The 18,649-nt window shown below is 35.0% G+C and carries 7 protein-coding genes and 1 pseudogene; 1 reads left to right on the forward strand and 7 read right to left on the reverse strand.

Translation table 11 applies throughout. The features are described from left to right. Positions 1–2: 2 nt before the first annotated feature. On the reverse strand, positions 3–728 hold the full coding sequence (locus IPK91_09875; GenBank protein MBK8297565.1) for a hypothetical protein: 726 nt from the start codon (positions 726–728) through the stop codon (positions 3–5). Next, positions 728–1,732: a hypothetical protein gene (locus IPK91_09880; GenBank protein MBK8297566.1), complete on the reverse strand. Its 1,005-nt coding sequence runs from the start codon at positions 1,730–1,732 to the stop codon at positions 728–730. Before IPK91_09880 ends, IPK91_09875 begins: the two co-directional genes overlap by 1 nt. Before the next feature lie 269 nt (positions 1,733–2,001). On the opposite strand from IPK91_09880, the gene IPK91_09885 reads away from it, so the two are divergent. Beyond that, positions 2,002–2,715, forward strand: coding sequence for a hypothetical protein (locus IPK91_09885; protein ID MBK8297567.1), 714 nt, complete (start codon positions 2,002–2,004; stop codon positions 2,713–2,715). Between the two features lie 45 nt (positions 2,716–2,760). Here IPK91_09885 and IPK91_09890 read toward each other — a convergent pair whose 3' ends face one another. The 5 genes and pseudogenes from IPK91_09890 to IPK91_09910 form a co-directional block, all read right to left on the reverse strand. Then, positions 2,761–3,468 (reverse strand): hypothetical protein, encoded by a 708-nt coding sequence (locus tag IPK91_09890; GenBank protein MBK8297568.1) that lies wholly within the window; start codon positions 3,466–3,468, stop codon positions 2,761–2,763. Positions 3,469–3,737: 269 nt separating this feature from the next. Beyond that, complete coding sequence (locus IPK91_09895; GenBank protein MBK8297569.1) at positions 3,738–5,165, reverse strand: caspase family protein; 1,428 nt, start codon at positions 5,163–5,165, stop codon at positions 3,738–3,740. 126 nt (positions 5,166–5,291) lie between these two features. Next, positions 5,292–5,711, reverse strand: a complete 420-nt coding sequence (locus IPK91_09900) for a hypothetical protein (protein MBK8297570.1) — start codon at positions 5,709–5,711, stop codon at positions 5,292–5,294. An 826-nt stretch (positions 5,712–6,537) separates the two neighbouring features. Next, positions 6,538–7,224, reverse strand: a pseudogene (locus IPK91_09905) (hypothetical protein). A gap of 947 nt (positions 7,225–8,171) precedes the next feature. Beyond that, a complete protein-coding gene (locus IPK91_09910; protein ID MBK8297571.1) occupies positions 8,172–18,626 on the reverse strand; it encodes a PKD domain-containing protein in 10,455 nt (3,484 codons plus the stop codon). Positions 18,627–18,649 lie beyond the last annotated feature (23 nt).

Raw genomic sequence — 18,649 nt, forward strand, 5'->3', positions numbered from 1 at the left:
GTTCAATTGTTTTTTATAAAAAAAAGTACCTCTTTATACAATTCATTAAAATCATAAACGGTTGATTTAATATTATCTCTATGAGCTTTCCCATAATCTATTAAGGCATGTACTTTTAATACATCCTTTTTACGGCTCATAAAAACTTCAAAATTGTCTTTATTCTTTTTACATAGTTCCGGTGGACAGGTTGTCAATTGTTTTTTTATATGTTTATTAAACTGTTTAATGCAAGAAATATCACATCCAGCTGAAATATAAAGTTTAAAAATATTTTCACAGGTATCAGTAGGTCTTTTACACGGATCAATGGAGGTAATCATTCCTTTATATATTTTCAACAATTCAAACCGATTTACCTGATTGCGATCGTTTGGATCCGAAAGTCCTTTTATAGAGAAAAAATAAACCTCATGATTTAATAAAGGGATACTATCATTTTTAAATGGAATATAAAATTGAAATCGTTGATGTTTTATACTGCTGGTATCTTTAATCAAATAAATATCCATATCATGAATTCTCGATTTTTCAGTCATCATGACTTTTTCGGAAACTTTATTTCTAAAAAATACATAAGGCGTTAAATTCATTTCAAATTTAGTGAAGGTATCTCCAGGTGAAAATGTATGAACATATTGTTCCAATTTTTTAGATAAATCCTCCACTTTATGATATTTCCTGGAGCAGGAACTAAGCACCGCTAAGAGCAATAGGTATTTATACATTACTTGATGGGATTAAAGTGATTAAAAGTCAATCCGACTAAAATGCGATTGGCATCAAAATTTGGATGAATGGCAATTTTCATGGCATTGTGAATGAGATCCTGTACTCCCCAAAGTCGCTCACCTTCTTTGTTTGTTCCTCTTAAAGATCCAATGACTCCAACATTTATTGCTAATGATTCATTGATAAAACAACGCAGAGAATAAGAGGACGAATTGTAATTATTTCCGCTTCTAAAACCGGTAACATTGTATCGGGTACCAATGGTGTCAGGCTTTATATCTGAAAAGATGCTATAATCCTGTACATCCATCCCAAGGCGGGTTGCTAATTCAAAATACTGACGTTCATACCCTGTAAACTGATCAAATGTTAATTCAAATAAATTGTTTTTATGAATAGAATGGTAATAAATACCCCCTCCTCCTGTCCACCATCGGTCAAAACTATCCCCCAGTCCCAATAAATTGAGTGGCATTCCTCCATCATTATAATAATTGATGCTTAGGTTTTTGTAATTGAGTACAATGGCGCCTACCGTTTGATGCCGTAGGTGGTTGTTCATGATAAAATTGACACCCAACATGGCGAGTCCTTCATTTCCAAATCGCAAATTATAAAACGGTAAATTATTTATCGTACGAAGGTTTTTATATAGGGGAAATTTTTCATTGATATGACTGGAAGCCGGACCAAAAAATAAACTGGATGTAAAATCAATTTGATTATCCTGCTTAAGCAAAATCAAACTATTTCCTAAGGATTTATTATAGATTCCTACATTCATGCCAACTGACATCATGTAGTTTCCATACTTTGAATCGATTTGTTTAATGCCTCCTACACCTACAAAAGCTTTAATCCCGGGAAAATTAGTTCCACCCCAGTAATAGATATTTATGGTAGTCCCTATATTAAAATAGAGATTACTAAAGCCCAATTGTTCCTGACCAAATAGCAAGAATGGAAAAAATCCCAGTAAGAATCGCAAACAGTTTACCATGAAGCTTAGATTAGCGTTAAGAAATTAGCAGTCGGATCTCTCGGAATATTGCAAATGCAGCCAAAGCTTATCATACAACACCCGGAAAACGGAATATTTCTTTAAATTGAGCCTATAAAAACGGAACGAAATGCTGGAATTGAGGTGAAGTTATTACGAATGTATGGTAAATCAAAAAATATGTTAAAAAAAATACAAATTTGATCATTCCAGTAGAAAAGCCGATCTCTTTGTATAAAATTTACAATAATTAAATAAATCCTTTGACAATGAAGTATTATTCCAAACCAATGCTATTCAATCTGTTGTTTTTATTGTTATTTCAGTTTAATATTAAAAGTCAGAAAAATCCCTATTTGCATTTTGATGAATTTAAATTAACGCATGAACTTGTCTATAATAAAAATGCAAGTATGGAAGATGATATATACAATTCACATAATTATAATCAAAGAATTGTTAATTTAAAATACTTTCTTCAAAACGATAAATTCATCAAGGATTCCCTTCTTCTTAGGATGGAATTTCAATTAAGGCCAGAAGAATTTTCCATAAATGATGATATGTATTACAAAGCAGATTCTTCCATTATAAAAATGCATGCCCGGAACATTGAATACCTGTATGGTACCCAAACCATATCAAGTTCAAGCTCCAATACAAGTACAGAAACTGTAATGGTTGCAACTCCAGCTACTACAGAAACGGTTACCGATGCCAATGGAAATAAAACAGAAGTAACAATACCTTCTAAAAATTATTCTGAAAACGTAACTGTGCCAACAACACATACAAAGATTGAAACAACTCCATTTCGAATGGTAAGCATTTACATCAAATTAAATCAAGATGATATCAATTTAATATTAAAAGCAAGCGAATTCAAATTTAGAATCTACACCAATCGGGGAGGTTCAACTATTAATTTCAAAAGATATGAATTGAATAGCTTGAAAAAATTTATTGAAGGGAATAGGGGGTGATGTAAAAATTTTGAATTTATTTGCGTGAATTAAAATTTAGCTAAACTATTTTGCGTGCTTCCTCGTGCCATCAGGATTATAATAATTTTGGAGTAAAGATTCCCATCGCATGGTTTCAACTTTCAATAATGCCAAATCATTATCATTAATAAGTTCATTGTAAGGAGCACCTTGTTGAATAGCCCTTTCTAAATACTGATAAGCTTGATCGAAACTTTTTTCACTACTATACACGCAAGCTAGATTAAATGAAGCCCTGTGATCAATTTGAGAATTTTGAGAACTAATTTTCCAATGTTCTAAAGCTTGATCTATTTTGTTTGAAAAATAACTAGCATTTCCTAAATTGAGATGAATGTAACTATTTTCAGGATTTAAGACCATTCCCTTTTTGAGAATGGCTTCGGCCTCTTTAAATTTCTTCATCTGGATGTAAAGATTTCCTAATTGAATATAGGGTAATACAAATAAACTATCACGTTGGATGGATTTTAAAAAGTTATATTCAGCTTGATTAAATTGCTTTAAACGATAATGCACAACACCAATATTAGTGTAGGTTAAAGATCTCATTGAATCTTTAGATAAAGCTTTTTCTCCCCATTGTAGTGCTTGTTGAAAGTCCCCAATCGCAGTAAAATGGCTCAAAAGATTAATCATTGGATCTATATAAGAAGAGTCTTTTTGATATGCTTTTAAAAAATAATGCTCTGATTCCTTATATTCTTTTTTATTTAAATAATAAAGACCCAATGCATTTAAGGCTGGTGATGATTCTGGAAATAGTTGTAACAGCTCCATATAATATATTAAAGCCAGTGAATCATTATTAAAATTAGTATTTAAATTATTTGGGAATATGATTCTGGGTAGCAACCAACTTGGTGCCGTCTGGATCGCCCTTTTAAAATAGAATACACATGAATCCAAATTTTTTAAATGCAAAGAATAGTTTAGTCCCAAAGAATAATAATATAGCGGCATTTCATTTTGATGGGTCAAAGCATTTCGCAAATAGCTATTTATCTGCAAACCAAGTTCGGTATTTTGGTTATTGCTTTGATATAATAGTTCGAAAGCTTTAAAATACTCCAATCGGGAAACCAATGTCTCATACAGATAATGCTTATTTCCCAGGAGTTGGATGCTTCTTTCAAGGTACAATCGGATGATTTTACTTTTTCTATGCGAACCTTTCTATTTTGTGAAAGCTCTTTGATGTCCGTTTGCAGGATACCATTTATAAATTGTTGCGCTTCATCCTGAAGTGCCGCTGCGTAATTTCTTGTGAAGGTGCTGTGTAAAGATTTTAGTTTTTCAGAAGCGAGCAATTGAGAATAATAGGATTCAGCGCAATTGGCATCGGGTGATAAATAACGTTTTTCAATCAAGCTTTTCTTAAAGTTCTGATAACTTTCATAAAGCAAAGGATCTGTACTATTTTCAACCAGGTAATCAATGCTGCGGGGATCAATTCCTGAAAACAATACCTGATCATATGTTTTTATTGAATTTATAGAATCCAGGTCTTTTATAAATACTTTAGACAAAATGTAATCTCTTGGACCAATCACCATGGGTATTTGCCGGATGGGTGCAACATCTTTTTTGACCCGGTCTTCCAAATACCTGCTTATTTCATAGGAATTGATTTCAAGATCTTCGTTTTCATCTGCCAAACCATAAAGACCCTTGATCAGATGATAACTAAAAGCACCTCTGCCTCCTCCCCATTGTTCCCCTTCCATGCTGTATTCATCCGGCTGACAGGATAGAATTTTAATTTCATTGGCATATTGTTTTGCAAGATTCGTATTTGTCAATTGACTGCCATTGATTGCAGAACCTGCCAGCTTTCCACTTCTGCACGCGTCAATGATGGCTATGGTTTGCGTTTGATTTTTTACTGAAAGGGTTGAGATAATTTCCTGAAGCATAAATAATGAAAAGGCTCCACCAGACATGTACACATTTGCCGGGGAATCCCAGCACAACAAAAATCCTGGTTGCGTCAAACTCCTCCGTTCGACATCGCCATGACCTGAAAAATAAATAATTGCCTGATCACCAGGTTTGCACACCTCCCAAAGCCAATCCAGCGCTACTGCAAAATGGGCCATGGTGGCTTGATCGTTAAGTAATAATCGCATATGATCTTGCTTAATAGCACCTGCAGGAGCTGACTGCAGATATTGAGCAAAGGAAATAGCATCTTTGTCGGCAAACTTCAAATCGGGAATTAGAGGATTCTGATAATCTGAAATTCCTACAATTACTGCATAGGTATTCGTTAGTTTGTTTTCAACTTGTTTATTAGCTTGAACCACTCCTTTTGTTTGGGCACAAATTCCAGAAGCACCTAATAATAAGATAATTGGGAGACAACATACTATATTCCAATCTTTGAAAAGATGAATCCAACTAATTTGATAATGAAATTTACTGATCATAGTTAATTATGATTGCTAGAATGGGAAATAATGATTAAAGTCAGGGTGAAATTACATTGTCACCCTGACTTTATCTACTCGTATTCAATTCTCTAGTTTAAAAACAATTAAAAATTAGTTTTCTCATTACATTCCAATATTTTCCGTTACTTCCATTTTAATATTATATTCTTTACAAATTTCATTGATCACCTTTGTACTGGATACATCCTTTGCATATTTTTTAGGGTCTTCATTAAACTTCCCAGCTTTAATATCATTAATATATTGATCTGATGCAATTTCAAATTTACTACCATTGTATACTAAATAAGCAATGCCTTTTGCGTTTTTATAACATTGGATACCTCCTCCTGGCTTACCAGGTGTCTTTTTCAAGCTTTCACATGTTATTGGTCCAGAATTACATACATCAGCCCAGTCATCACAACTTCCATAAACAATTTTACATTGTCTAGTTACTAAATGGCATAATTTAACAGTACCAAATAATTTAGAAGAAAATAAAACACATGTAACTAATAAAATTTTAATTGAAATATTCATAAAAATAAATTTATATTTTGCCTACTCTATCCAGTTTTCAGCATCCCTGCTCTACTCTTTTAAAGATTTTCGAAACCTCTTAAATTGAATTCCTAAGAACTTCTCAGCTTATTTATAATTATAGAATTAGTTATTTGATTAAAGTGAACTTACCATTTAGTACAAGTCCGTCTTTTTCAATTTGAATTATGTAGAGACCGGCTTTACATAAAGTTGTTAGAATACTTGGCCCAATACTAATTTTAGTTGTAGCTTCAACTATATGAGAAGACCACAGGGTCTTTCCCAAAATATTTTTAATTTTAATATTCGCATTTGTCAAAGGAAAATTCAAATCAACCTCAAGATGATCATACACCGGATTGGGGTTTATTACCATTTCTGTTAAAAACTCACCATCATCAAACGCAGGAAAATAATTTGTAGGAATTAATTCCTCGGCTCCTGATCCTATCAATGCACCATTTCCGTTACAATTTGCATTGCCATAGGGACCAATAAAACCTCCTTTATTAATATGAGTTTGGGCAGTTGAATAATATGTACAAACGGATTGGTATCCACCGGAAGGTGTTTTAACACTAATTATACATTTTTGTAAAGATGGTGCACCACATTTCCAGGCTGCTATCAAATTTTGATATCCCGGTGGATATTTACAGTCAGGTTTCCCATCATGATTATTGTCAACTAAATCATTCCCACCAGGACATTGATCGCAAGCGTCCCCTACACCGTCGCAGTCACTATCCACTTGTTGCGGATTATAAACAGTACTGCAATTATCAAAACAAGAAGCAATTCCATCTAGATCTGGATCAAATCCTTCATCTACAATCCCATTGCAATTATCATCCAATCCGTTGCATACTTCAAGTGCTGCTGGATGAATTTGAGCATTGAAGTCATTGCAGTCACCATTACTTAATGTGAATCCATCTCCATCAATATCACTATTACAGGCATCACTAACTTCCTGATTTGAATTACAACCTATTAAATTATATTCTATATCCGCAAATCCATTCTGTGACAGAAAATTGCAAATACTACGTACAGAACAATACGAGAGCTTGGGATTGTTTTCAACTCCAATAAAGTCAATCGATCCAGAAGAAATATTATCTAAACCCGATAAGCTTTGTAATTCTGAATTCCAAAGAATAAAAATATTACCATCAAGCGTAGTAAGACTTTCTAATCCACTAAAATTTAACAATTTTGGATGATATAAAACATTAAAATCGCCACGAATTGTCTTTAAATTTTGGAATCCGTTAAAGTTGACAATTAAATCATTTTGCTCTAAATAAACACCGCCATTTATTGTTTCGAGATTTTCCAATCCAGTAAAACTTAACAACGAAGGACATTGATTTATTTGAAGTCCTCCTGTTGAGTTTAAATTATTCAAAGGACTTAAACTTGTTAAAATCGGGCAATACGAAATAATAAAATAAGTACCAACCTCACTCAGTGCGTTTAGGCCATTTATTGAGCTTAGTCCATCCATTGCTCCAATTGCTAAACCACCTCTAATTTGAGATAAAGATTCCATTCCCATTAAATTTGCTACATTCGGACATAAGCCAATATTAAAATTCCCACCAATCTCCGCTAAACTTGAAAATCCTGACAAAGAAGTTAAATTATTATTATAAGCTATATCTAAATCCCTTCCAATTTTCGGAAGCTGCTCGAGGCCATTAAAATTAATTATCGAATCACAAAAATAAACTATCAAATACCCTAATTTTGTTATAGAGTGAAACGAACTAAAATCATTTATACCAGTATATATAAAATAGAATCCATTGGATTCTTTTAAATTGCTAAATCCACTGTAATATTCTAAATGAGGATTTGTATCAAATTGGACATCAGCCGCTTTTGTCAATGATGAAAATCCATTTATTTCAATTAATTCCGTGTTTCTAGAAAATGATAATAAACCGGCTTCCGCAAAATTGTTAAAAGCGTCAATTTGCAATAAAGCTGGATTATCATAAACAATGATATTCGTGGGAGAATTAAGCGTTCCATTAAATCCACTAATACGCTCCAATATTGGATTTCCATAAATCGATATTGAACCTGGACCAACAAATTCCAAATTATTCAATCCATCCAAATAGCGTAAGGTATTACAAGAATAAATATTCAAGCTTTGTCCAATAGATGTGATTTGACTTAAACCATCCAGGTTTGTAATATCGTTCGATGGGCCAATATTAAGATAAGTTTCTATTTCTGTACACCCGGGATAATTTATACTAAAGTTATCGATTTCTTCCTGGGTGGTTAATGTGATTCCACCCGAACAGAATGAAGAAAATCCCGTTTCAATAAATGAAACTAAAACTACTAACAACGTAACTAATTTTTTCATAAAATAAAATTTTAAGGGTTTACAAAATGGATTTCATGAGAATAAGTTCCCATGAAATCCAACTTTGAAGTCTATTTCGAAACTTTAATTAATTTAATAAATTCTGACTGATCTTGAATGCTTATCCGTAGAAAATAAAGTGCAGGTGGGTAAATCTCCCCAAAACTTAGTTTGGTCTCTTGACCTTTCATTTGGATTTTTTCAATAGAATTTCCAAATTGATCAAAAATTTCGATCCTTGCCGTTCCTACTGGGGGGGTCAATAAATTCAATTGAAAACTTTGATTACTTGGATTTGGATACACCTCACAAATGGCAGGCTTAAGTTCTGAAATGCTTTTCGAAATTTCATTTGTTAGCATACATAAACTTTTCAAATACACTTCTGAATTTGAATTTAGAACTTCATCATCAAGATCATTTTCTAAATACACAACAAAACGAACCGCAATACTAGAGTCAGCTGTGCAATTCGCTACAATAAAGTCTTTAATTAAATTAAAGCTAAACTTAAAATCAATCTCTCCAACTGGCAAATCACATAAATTAATTTGCGCAATTTTCACTAAACCACTATTCCAATCCTTAATTGAGCTTTGCGTTTCTTCAATCTGTGCTGATTTGAGACCAACGATCAATCTACTTCCATGTTTGGACGTTTCTTTTGATGGAATTATGAATCGCAATCGCATATCTTGAGCAGTATTTTTCAAACAAACTGATTCAGAATTTATTACTGCATCAGAAGCACCAAGATGTCCTTTCAAAGAAATAATTGAGTTTTCATCTTGAGATAGCTTCCAAATTGGATTTCCATTAATTGGTTCCCAATTTGAAATTTGTTCTGGTTCATCTAATGCTGAGAACCGATTTGCATTAATAATACACAGAGCTTCTGATGTGCCAAATGTGGGTTCCGTAAAACAATTAACACTGATACTGAATATTTTTTCATAGACTGCACAAATAGTTCCATCTGTATTTTTTCTGGTCACTAGCATTTTAATGAGATAGTTACCAGGTAATTTAAAATTGTGACAAATCAATTGATTTCCAACGCTGACAGCAAAAGGTGTTGTAAGATTTGGCAAACTATACCAACTTACCATATCGCATTCACCTAGAGCAACTGGACTGAAACAAGCTGTGCAATTATTTAATATGGTAATTTTACTAATTCCTTTTTCAACATCTTCCACTAGAACGTCGGGATCACAAGGGCAAATTTCATTGCAACCTGGAAAAATCAGATGAATTGTACATGGACATTGTACATTAACATCACACTGTCCATTTAGGAGTAGATCATATTCGCCACCCATCGATACAATAGCTTGCGGAATATAAATTCCAAATCCAGGAAATGCAACACTAGTGCCTGATGCAACTGGAATACCGGTATTTGAATTTACCAATTGCCAACTTAATAGGCTTTCCGGACAATCATTTTTGCATAATAGGTTTCCACTAAAGGTCCAGGCACAATCATCTGGTGGACAATCTAATTTCAAGGTATCGCGACATGTTGCCATGACTTTATGTTGTTTGTCGTAATAGAAGCTTAGATCTGAAAACCCTTCACAAATGCAGGGACCATCACAATCAACTACAACTGTTTCACAGAATCTATGAATTCTACATGGGACTAAGCTTGGGTCACCAAATGGATACTCTGCTACCGTTATACAAATAGTATAGCTACCAGAACTTGCATAGGTATGTGTCCAGCTATTTGAAGCTGGAAAAGGACCCGTTAAAATGGTACTACCATCTCCCCAATCTGGACTGGTTTGATAAAAATAACAATCTCCAAATTGCGGAGTAGCCGCTTTAACAGAACATCCGGAAACCTTTATTGGAATACCTTGTGCAATAAGATTTTGCCATTGAAAATAAGCACCGATTCCTTTCTTACAGCAATTTTTACAATTCAGATCGACTGGCAACAACAAGCTTATATTATTACATTTAATTCCGTTTTCATCATATTCCACTACAGTGATTGCAATCAAGAAGCTCATTTGAGTTGGAGTATACGAATGCATAATCATACTTCCCGGAGAAAATGGACCTGTGCTTATTGTTCCATCTTTCCAATTAATGGATGATATACGGATATCACAAGGAAGACTATCGAAAGTCAATGTAGCCTTGCAATAGGATTGATCTACGTTTATATGGATTGCATTTTGAACCATCTGTATAAATTGATCTTGTTTAAGACAACAGCTATCACAAGCTTGGAAAAATAAATTAAAACTGCAAAAACAGGTATCCTTTCCACAAATGCCGTTAAGATTTACAGTGTAAGGTTTATCCTTTTGAAATTGACTGTATAATAATTGAATTGACCAGAGTGTGTTAGCAGGAGTGGTCAACTCATTTCCCGATAAGACTAGTGATCCATTTTCATCAATTATTTCCCAGTTTAAAACTCCATTACAACTATCCGAGCAATTTAAATTTCCATCAATGAAAAATTCGGTTGCTGTTTTAGGACATTTAATAATATAAGATTTCGGAGTAGTGTTGCAATTTATTGAATGATTGAATTCACTATTAAATACATTTATATCTGACAATTTTTCACAATCGCATTCTGAAGGACAATCAGGTAAAGAAATACTGATTTCTGAAACTTGATTGCAATAGAAATTTCCTGTTGCATCAGACAATTGCATTTGCAAATGAATGATTCCATCTGGATCCGGGAACGGACTCGTAACAACAAATGTCATGACCATTCTAGGTGGATCTCCAGGTCCTAATGCAGGATATAAAGAAATTGTATTTGGAGAAATGCTGACAACATTCGCATCCGGCGAACTGATTATTAGATCAGTTGCATCAAATCCCGGAGAAGAAATATTATCTATTGTAAAAGTAATTTTATAGCCTCCGCTATCATTCAAACACTCTGCAAAAGTATTTGTAATCAACAAACATCTGTTTACAGTATCTGGAGCGCAATCAAACTGCAACATGGTATCACATGCAACTGTTTGATCATCAAATTCGTAAAAACGAATTTTAAACATAGAGCTGAGTGCTGTTGCAATTAATGATGTTGATTGAGAACTTGATGTTAGGGTTCCTTGGTTTGGACATGGAATAAAAGTTGGATTCAATTTGTCAATATTTGATCCATCGCCAACTTCACCCCAATAATTTAAACCCCAGATAGATAGTTGATCACTTTGATCATATATTAAGGCGTGTTCATAGCCTGCCAATATAGTATGCCAATTGTTTGCACCAACTAATTGAAATGGCACAGCACTGCTTAGTGTCGTTCCATTTCCTAATTGACCATGATTGTTATTTCCCCACAACCACAAGCTACCATCTTGCTTTGTTGCAATTGAAAAATTAGCACCTGTAGATAATTGATCCCATTGCAGGTCTGTACCAACCATTGCAGGTATTAATGCTGTTGCATAGCTATTACCAAGTTGACCAAGTTGATTTCGCCCCCAGCTCAAAAGTGATCCATTATTTTTTATTGCTGTAGTGTGTTCCCAACCTCCTTTTACTAACTTCCAATCACCTGATGAGCTAATTAAGGTTATTGAATTCCTATTTATGTTTGAACCTTCACCCAATTGATAATGGTTATTTCTACCCCAGCCCCAAAGATTACCAGCAATATCAATTGCAAAACAATGATGACCAATTGAAGCATCAATTGTTTTCCAATTTCCTGATGATACTAAAACTGGTGTTGTCTTATTTATAAAAGTACCATCTCCAAGTTGTCCATATTGATTTTCACCCCATGCCCACAAGGTTCCAGTAATTTTTGTTGCAAGAACCATATATCCTCCAGCATCAATTTTGTCCCAATCTGAATCTATTCCTACTTGAAGTGGCGTACTAGAATTGATAAAATTTCCTTGACCTAATTGTCCTTGATAATTTCCGCCCCAAGCCCATAAAGTTCCATTGTTTTTCAGTGCTATTGAAAAATGTCCACCAGCAGATATATATTTCCAATTTGTGTCTCCACTAACTTGAATAGGAATATTTCTTGCTATAGTCGTACCATCACCTAACTGTCCACTAAAATTATCGCCCCATGCCCACAAGGTTCCATCATTCTTTATAGCTAAAGTGTGTTGGCCTCCAACAGCAAGCATTCTCCAACAGCCCAAGTTTTCTTCAATCACTGAACTATCAATACAAAATTGCAATAGGTTTGTCGTAATCCCTGTTGGCAAGTACGCACCCGGATAGTCCAAACACACCAAATCAGGTGTTGGAGGCGTACAATAAATCCATGATGGATCTTTTATAACAGATCCGAAAGAAACACCAGGTGTCAGAGATTCAATTTCTATTTTTCCAAAATAATTTATTTCGCAATTATTGATTAAATCCAATGCATAGCAACAAGAAGAACTATCAACTTGAATTTCACGTGCAACAATTTGAATTTCTTCGCAGGGATTACAGCAAGGTGTAATCTGTAAACAATAGCTGGTATCTTGAAAACAAACCGAACTGTCAGCGAAAACCAATCCAAAGCTTACACAAAAATCTTGAGGATTGGTAATTGGAATGCTGCTTACCACTTTAACACATAAATTGCCAGAAATAGCTCCCGGTAGAAGTACACCGCCCAGATCAATCGTTAATGGATCCTGATATCCACTGCTTCCGCATGCATGCAATCCAAAATTTGGACTGGTCACATCAATGTTTACATCTGTTGCAGGATATGGTGACAGATTTTGTACACTAAAAAATAAACAGTATTGATTTGAATTTGTACTGTCGCAAACAATACGCATGTCTATTGGTGTGATGCAGTTACCCCCACAACTCGGAGCTATACAATTTGTTAGAATAGTATCTCTACATATGGCAATACAACCACCAGATTTTGTTTTTTCATACCATACAAATTCAATCTCTTGTACGCTAGCTGATCCTATGAGACCGCTGAGGCAAAAAGTAAAAAAATCAGTTGTTAGTCCACCAGGCAAATTACCTCCCGGATATTCGATATATTGTGAAGTTGAAGTTCCGGAATTATATAAACCAGAAGCAACACTTGTAGAACTAAAAGTCCATCCAGGAGTTAAAATATTTACCTCCGCTTTTTTAATACTAAAACCAGCATTATTATTTAGATCTACAGAATAACAACAGGCGCTGTCGGTACAATTAATAATAGAATCAGAATACTTTTCAGCAGTTATATAAATATTGTCGCAACAATTAATTGTATCAGCTGTTCGTATGCATTCACAAGAATATTTTCCGATAAAAATATCTGGATCATAACCACCAGCAGTATAAACTAGACCACTTGAATTTGTATCTGGTTTAAAATTAATCGAATTCGTTCTTCCTAGAATCACAAAACTTCCGTTATTGTCAGGAGCAATGGACCATCCATCATCATTTCCGGATCCATTAATATTAAAATCTTTGATATTACAATCATTCCCAAAAACTCCAAAATAGGTATTTGCAAAAGTATAACCTGATGCAAAAAAATTATTTCCACCAATAAAATATACATTATCATTAACATCAACTGAAAGTTCATTGATGTAGTTGTGATTGGGTATTTCCTTTTGGCATATACGATCCCCGTCGCTATCATATTTTACAAGAAAGCTTGTTTCATTTGGACCAGTAATTGGATATGGAGGACCTTTTGGATTTATATCGTAATAAATTAAGTTGGGTGCATATTTATCAAAACTGATTACAAACCCGCCATTGATTGCCTCAATATCTGTTACATTACCTTGAAGATCAGTTGGAGATAGCGGGGAACCTAATAAGGCATATGCCCAACTAAATATGAGTGCCCCTGGAGTTGGTTCATCAAATCTTGCAAAAAATGGTGCACTATTGGAAGAAATGGGTGAAGTCAGTGGGCCTAATGGTAAATCGGGATTATTGTCATTATTAAAATCAACAAGTTGTGAATAATGCCCAGCGACATAGATTTCTCCAGATGACCCCACACTCACTCCAAGTGGATAAGCGCCACCTGTGTTAGTCGAGGACGGAACCAATGATGTTGACCATACATGACTACCATTAACATAGTTAAATTTCACCATATAAAAATCTTGATTACCACCACTTATTAATGGGGCTGTTGGTGAAGACACATTTGGAATTTCATTGTCATCAAAAACCATTGAACCTGTAAAAATTCCTACAAGTATTGGATTGTTATCTGCATCCAAATCCATATCGGACAACAGCGTTCTGTATTCACCATTACCATAGATAAGAGACCATTGTAATGCTGGAATGTAGTAAGAGTCACAAGTATTCGTTACACTGTATTTTGCTAAAAATATAACTTGACCATTGTAATTATTTGTATGAACATTACTTGTACCACCACCCCCTGGAATGGTGATTGTTTTACTATTTGAAACACCGGCTACATAGAATCCACCACTGAAATGTTTTATTACAAGTCCCTGGTCATCTGCTTCGCCACTTATTGAAAAATTCCAACATAAGCCGCAACTTTCATCGTATTTTGAAACGAAACAGTCGTTGTTTATTGCAGCAGAATTTAAATGACCAGTTATTGGTCCACCGTTGTAATGTCCAGTACAATAATAATTTCCTCCTTGGTCTGAATCTATATAAAAATCTGAATGATTTGGTAAGCCATCTAAACCAATCGGAACTTTAGATTCACCAAACATGTTAAAACAATTAAGAGCAATTTCCGTTTTATCACAAATCCCACACTGCACACAAACTGAAAAACAACTATCCTTCTGAAAACATACGTTGCCATTGTCACCTGTTTCCTCGTATTTTAAACAAATGGTGTACTGTCCGGATTGTGTATACGTATGTGAAGCATCAACCGGTCCAATCCCTTCAAAGTATCCACTGCTAGTGCCATCACCCCAATCAATCAGCATCCGCTGACACCAACCAATGCACGGATGGCTTATACAAATCATACAGGAATCTCTGATAACTTCAACCTGTGTTGCTGCTATAGCTAGAAATGCGTCTTCATTGACGCAACAACTATCCAATGGACAATTCCCAAAATTTAATCCTGAAATTACCGAGTGTCCATCTAAAACATCAATTTCATAACTACCCGTTGGAGGATAACTCTGAATATATCCTGATTGTTGCACTTCACATACTGTATAATGACCAATTGGAACATTTTGAAAAGAATAAAAACCATCTCCCAGTGTGATAGCATTGCCAACTTCATTTCCAATTGCATCTTTTAATAGAATATTCCATCCCACACCAGGCTGATCACCAGAACTTCTTTCGCCATCGCATTTTTTATCCAAAAATTTATAACCCGTTACAAAATTATTCTGATTACAACAGGCTGATTCTAATAAGCCAACTCCATAAACCAATCCTTGTATGTTTAAACCCATAGCAACACCATGCAAGTTTCTGAGCTTTGCACGGATGCAATATTCTCCTGCATCCAAGGTAAAAAAATTGGAACTGGAATGATCTACTGAGCCATCAAATGGAGTATGATCTGCGCTGCTTGATGAAGTAATACTCAATAAATTACTAATTAAATTACCGGATGCATCCGTTAAACAAATCTCAACCGCATCATCTGCATACGCTTTCATTTTTATTCCAACAAGTGACGAATCTTCACAAACACAAAAACAATTTTGAAAAGTGTAAGGAATAAAATCTGGAGCCGGATTATTTTGTATCCAATCGGCAAAAGGATGCGCAGAGATCCAGTTTGCAGATCCTGGAGTCAAAGCCCAACCAGAAATTGGCGAAATAACATAAGCAGGTGCAGACCCTGCACCTCCCCATAAGGGGGATTCTACTAATGTCCATTGACTCGTAGCAGATCCCGGAGGCAATAACACATCATTTATAGGATCATAGCCTGTACTAATGTAAAGTGTATTCGTTACACAACTATCCGGACAACCGCAAGGCAGCACACAAATAGTATCAACACAGGTGCTACTATTTCCACAAGCATCTGTTGCGGTCCATATCACCAGCGTAGTACCTTCTGGATAAATTGCAGATGCATTATTTGTGTTTGTATAATTATTTACGATAATTGGGCTTGCATCACAATCATCCTCAACATCCGGCGACAAAAATTCTACAAGGGCCTCACAACTACTCGAATGGTTGCCTAAACCCTGAACAACAATTTTCCGATTGCAATTTCTAAAAATTGGTGCCAAGATGTCATTTAATAAAATTTGTTGTAGACATTCAGAAGTATTTCCACAAGAATCAACCACAGTCCATTCTCTATAAATGGTCGAAGGACAAGTGTCTGTTAAAACACTGTCTTCATAAAAAGAAATTAAAATTCCGCTGCATGCTTCTAATATATACGGAAATCCAGTAAATTCTGGTTCCGTAGGACTGCCACAAATCAACAGTACATCTTGAGGACAAATCAAAACGGGATCAACTGTGTCAATTTGAAAAATATTTTGAAAACAATTGCTTGAATTACCACAAGAATCTCTTACCAACCATTCTCTTAAAATATGTAAAGGGCATTGACGATTGAGAATTGAATCCCTATAGCTTGGAATAAACACGCTTTGGCAATTGTCAGTAATTGTTGGAAATCCAGTTTGGTCAGGAGTAATAGGATTATTACATGCTATAGTGATATCGGGAGGACAAACAATTGTTGGTGCTATGGTATCATTTTGAATAATTTTCTGCTGACAATGAATGATATTTCCACAAAAATCTCTTGCAGACCAATCCCGAAGTATTTCTTTATAACAAGGTGTCATTTGAATTATAAAATCTGTGTAACTCACAAACGGATTCGGATCAAAATTATCTGAAACTGTAGGGTATCCGGTAGTAGGTGGACTGGTTAGCTGACTGCAATCCACCGTGATTCTTGGTGGACATACAATAGTAGGCGGTATCTTATCTGCGAAACTTACATGTACGGATCGACAACTTTGACAACTTGTAAAACCATTGGAAACAGTTACACAAACGTTATAATTTCCTGTAGTCGCATATTGATGAATCGGATTTTGCTGAGTACTGCCGCAAGGCGGTGCGTCTCCAAAATTCCAACAATAAGTTACGGCACCAGTTAAATTGGTCATGGCATTAAATTGGAAATTGCCACAACTGTCTAATGCATGACTGCTAAACTCAACGATACACGTATTGACACATTGCCCCTTTACGGTATAGTTTAAGGACGCGGTACCAAGCGGTGTAGGTTCTTTCAGGTTTTGAGCTATCGAACTTGGTTGTACAATAACCGGGGTGAAACTTAATTTGTCAAAAGAATTGTCCAATTGTTTTAATCCGCATTCATCCAGACTTCCCGCATGAATGGCCAGATAACCATCAGACAAACCTATCCCAGAACCCGGGTTGACTCTGCCATCTGCATACGCAAAATCAGACGTACCAATTTTAGTCAAGGAACCTTGATTAAAGTTCGTTTCACCATTGCTGAAATAACGAATTAAATTCAGGCTCAATGAACTTCCGTTATCTATAAATTGAAAAAGCATAGGTCGAACGACTCCGCTAAAAATTCCGGTACCCACCGCATAAAACGAATTGGCATTAATACTAACAATTTGATGAATTCCGGAATAATTTAGATTTCTATATATAAAGTTATTGGGATTGGTAGCTGATACCTTTATCACTTGTGCCTGTGATGGTGCAGTTAAAATGCTACTTGCTAATAGAAATTCTCCATTTGCTGTCCGCTGTAAATCATTGATTCTTGAATTGGCACTAAAGGATCTGCCTAAATTTGTTGGAATACCGTTTGTACTTAAATTGACAACCACATAACATCCAAAATTTGCCAGGTGACCCGACATAGCCAATTGTCCACTGATCGGATTATAAACCGAAAGTTTGGTATGATATTCATCATCCTGATTGAGTGCTCCATATTTTCGTCTCCAATTTGCGGCTCCCCATTCATTTACAGCAGTTAAGATTACGTCGTCGTCATTTTTATTGTTTGTAAGATTGATAGATCCTAAAACAACATATCGGGTTGCGGCATTCGCTATGATAGGATTCTCAACGATGCTGTTGTAAGATTCATTGATCCCATAATCGTATGAAAATAAATTCAATGCATTTCCATTCAGATCATAAACACCCATCAGTACATCTTTTGGAAGTCCGGCATTGAGATCCTTTGAACCAACCAGCAGTAAATTATTTGAAGCATTTACAATAAAATCATTCCAGGAGGAGGTATCAGCAACTTCACTGGACCAAATATGATTCCCAGTTAAATCAAATTTATGCAGGCAGGCTCGCTTGCCATTACTCCCAATAACATAATAATTGTTTTGGTGAAATAACACTTTTTTAAAAGTATTATCCAATGCGTTTCCGGAAAGCAGTTGAAAGCCGGAAACCGGAAGCTTTAATGGAAGTGATTCTTCACAGATAGCGGAACAGCTTACGTTCTTCTCGACAGGTCTCTGCCAAAATTGAAAATTAAAATTTCCAAGAAGCAAACTAATAAAAAGGACAAAGGTGTTCATGTAAGATTGGTTTAATATGGTGA

This window comes from Saprospiraceae bacterium (assembly GCA_016712145.1).
Lineage (GTDB): Bacteria > Bacteroidota > Bacteroidia > Chitinophagales > Saprospiraceae > Vicinibacter.

Coding starts and splice junctions, on each gene's coding strand:
- IPK91_09875 (MBK8297565.1), bottom strand. CDS start 728: ATGTATAAATACCTATTGCTCTTAGCGGTGCTTAGTTCCTGCTCCAGG.
- IPK91_09880 (MBK8297566.1), bottom strand. CDS start 1,732: ATGGTAAACTGTTTGCGATTCTTACTGGGATTTTTTCCATTCTTGCTA.
- IPK91_09885 (MBK8297567.1), top strand. CDS start 2,002: ATGAAGTATTATTCCAAACCAATGCTATTCAATCTGTTGTTTTTATTG.
- IPK91_09895 (MBK8297569.1), bottom strand. CDS start 5,165: ATGATCAGTAAATTTCATTATCAAATTAGTTGGATTCATCTTTTCAAA.
- IPK91_09900 (MBK8297570.1), bottom strand. CDS start 5,711: ATGAATATTTCAATTAAAATTTTATTAGTTACATGTGTTTTATTTTCT.
- IPK91_09910 (MBK8297571.1), bottom strand. CDS start 18,626: ATGAACACCTTTGTCCTTTTTATTAGTTTGCTTCTTGGAAATTTTAAT.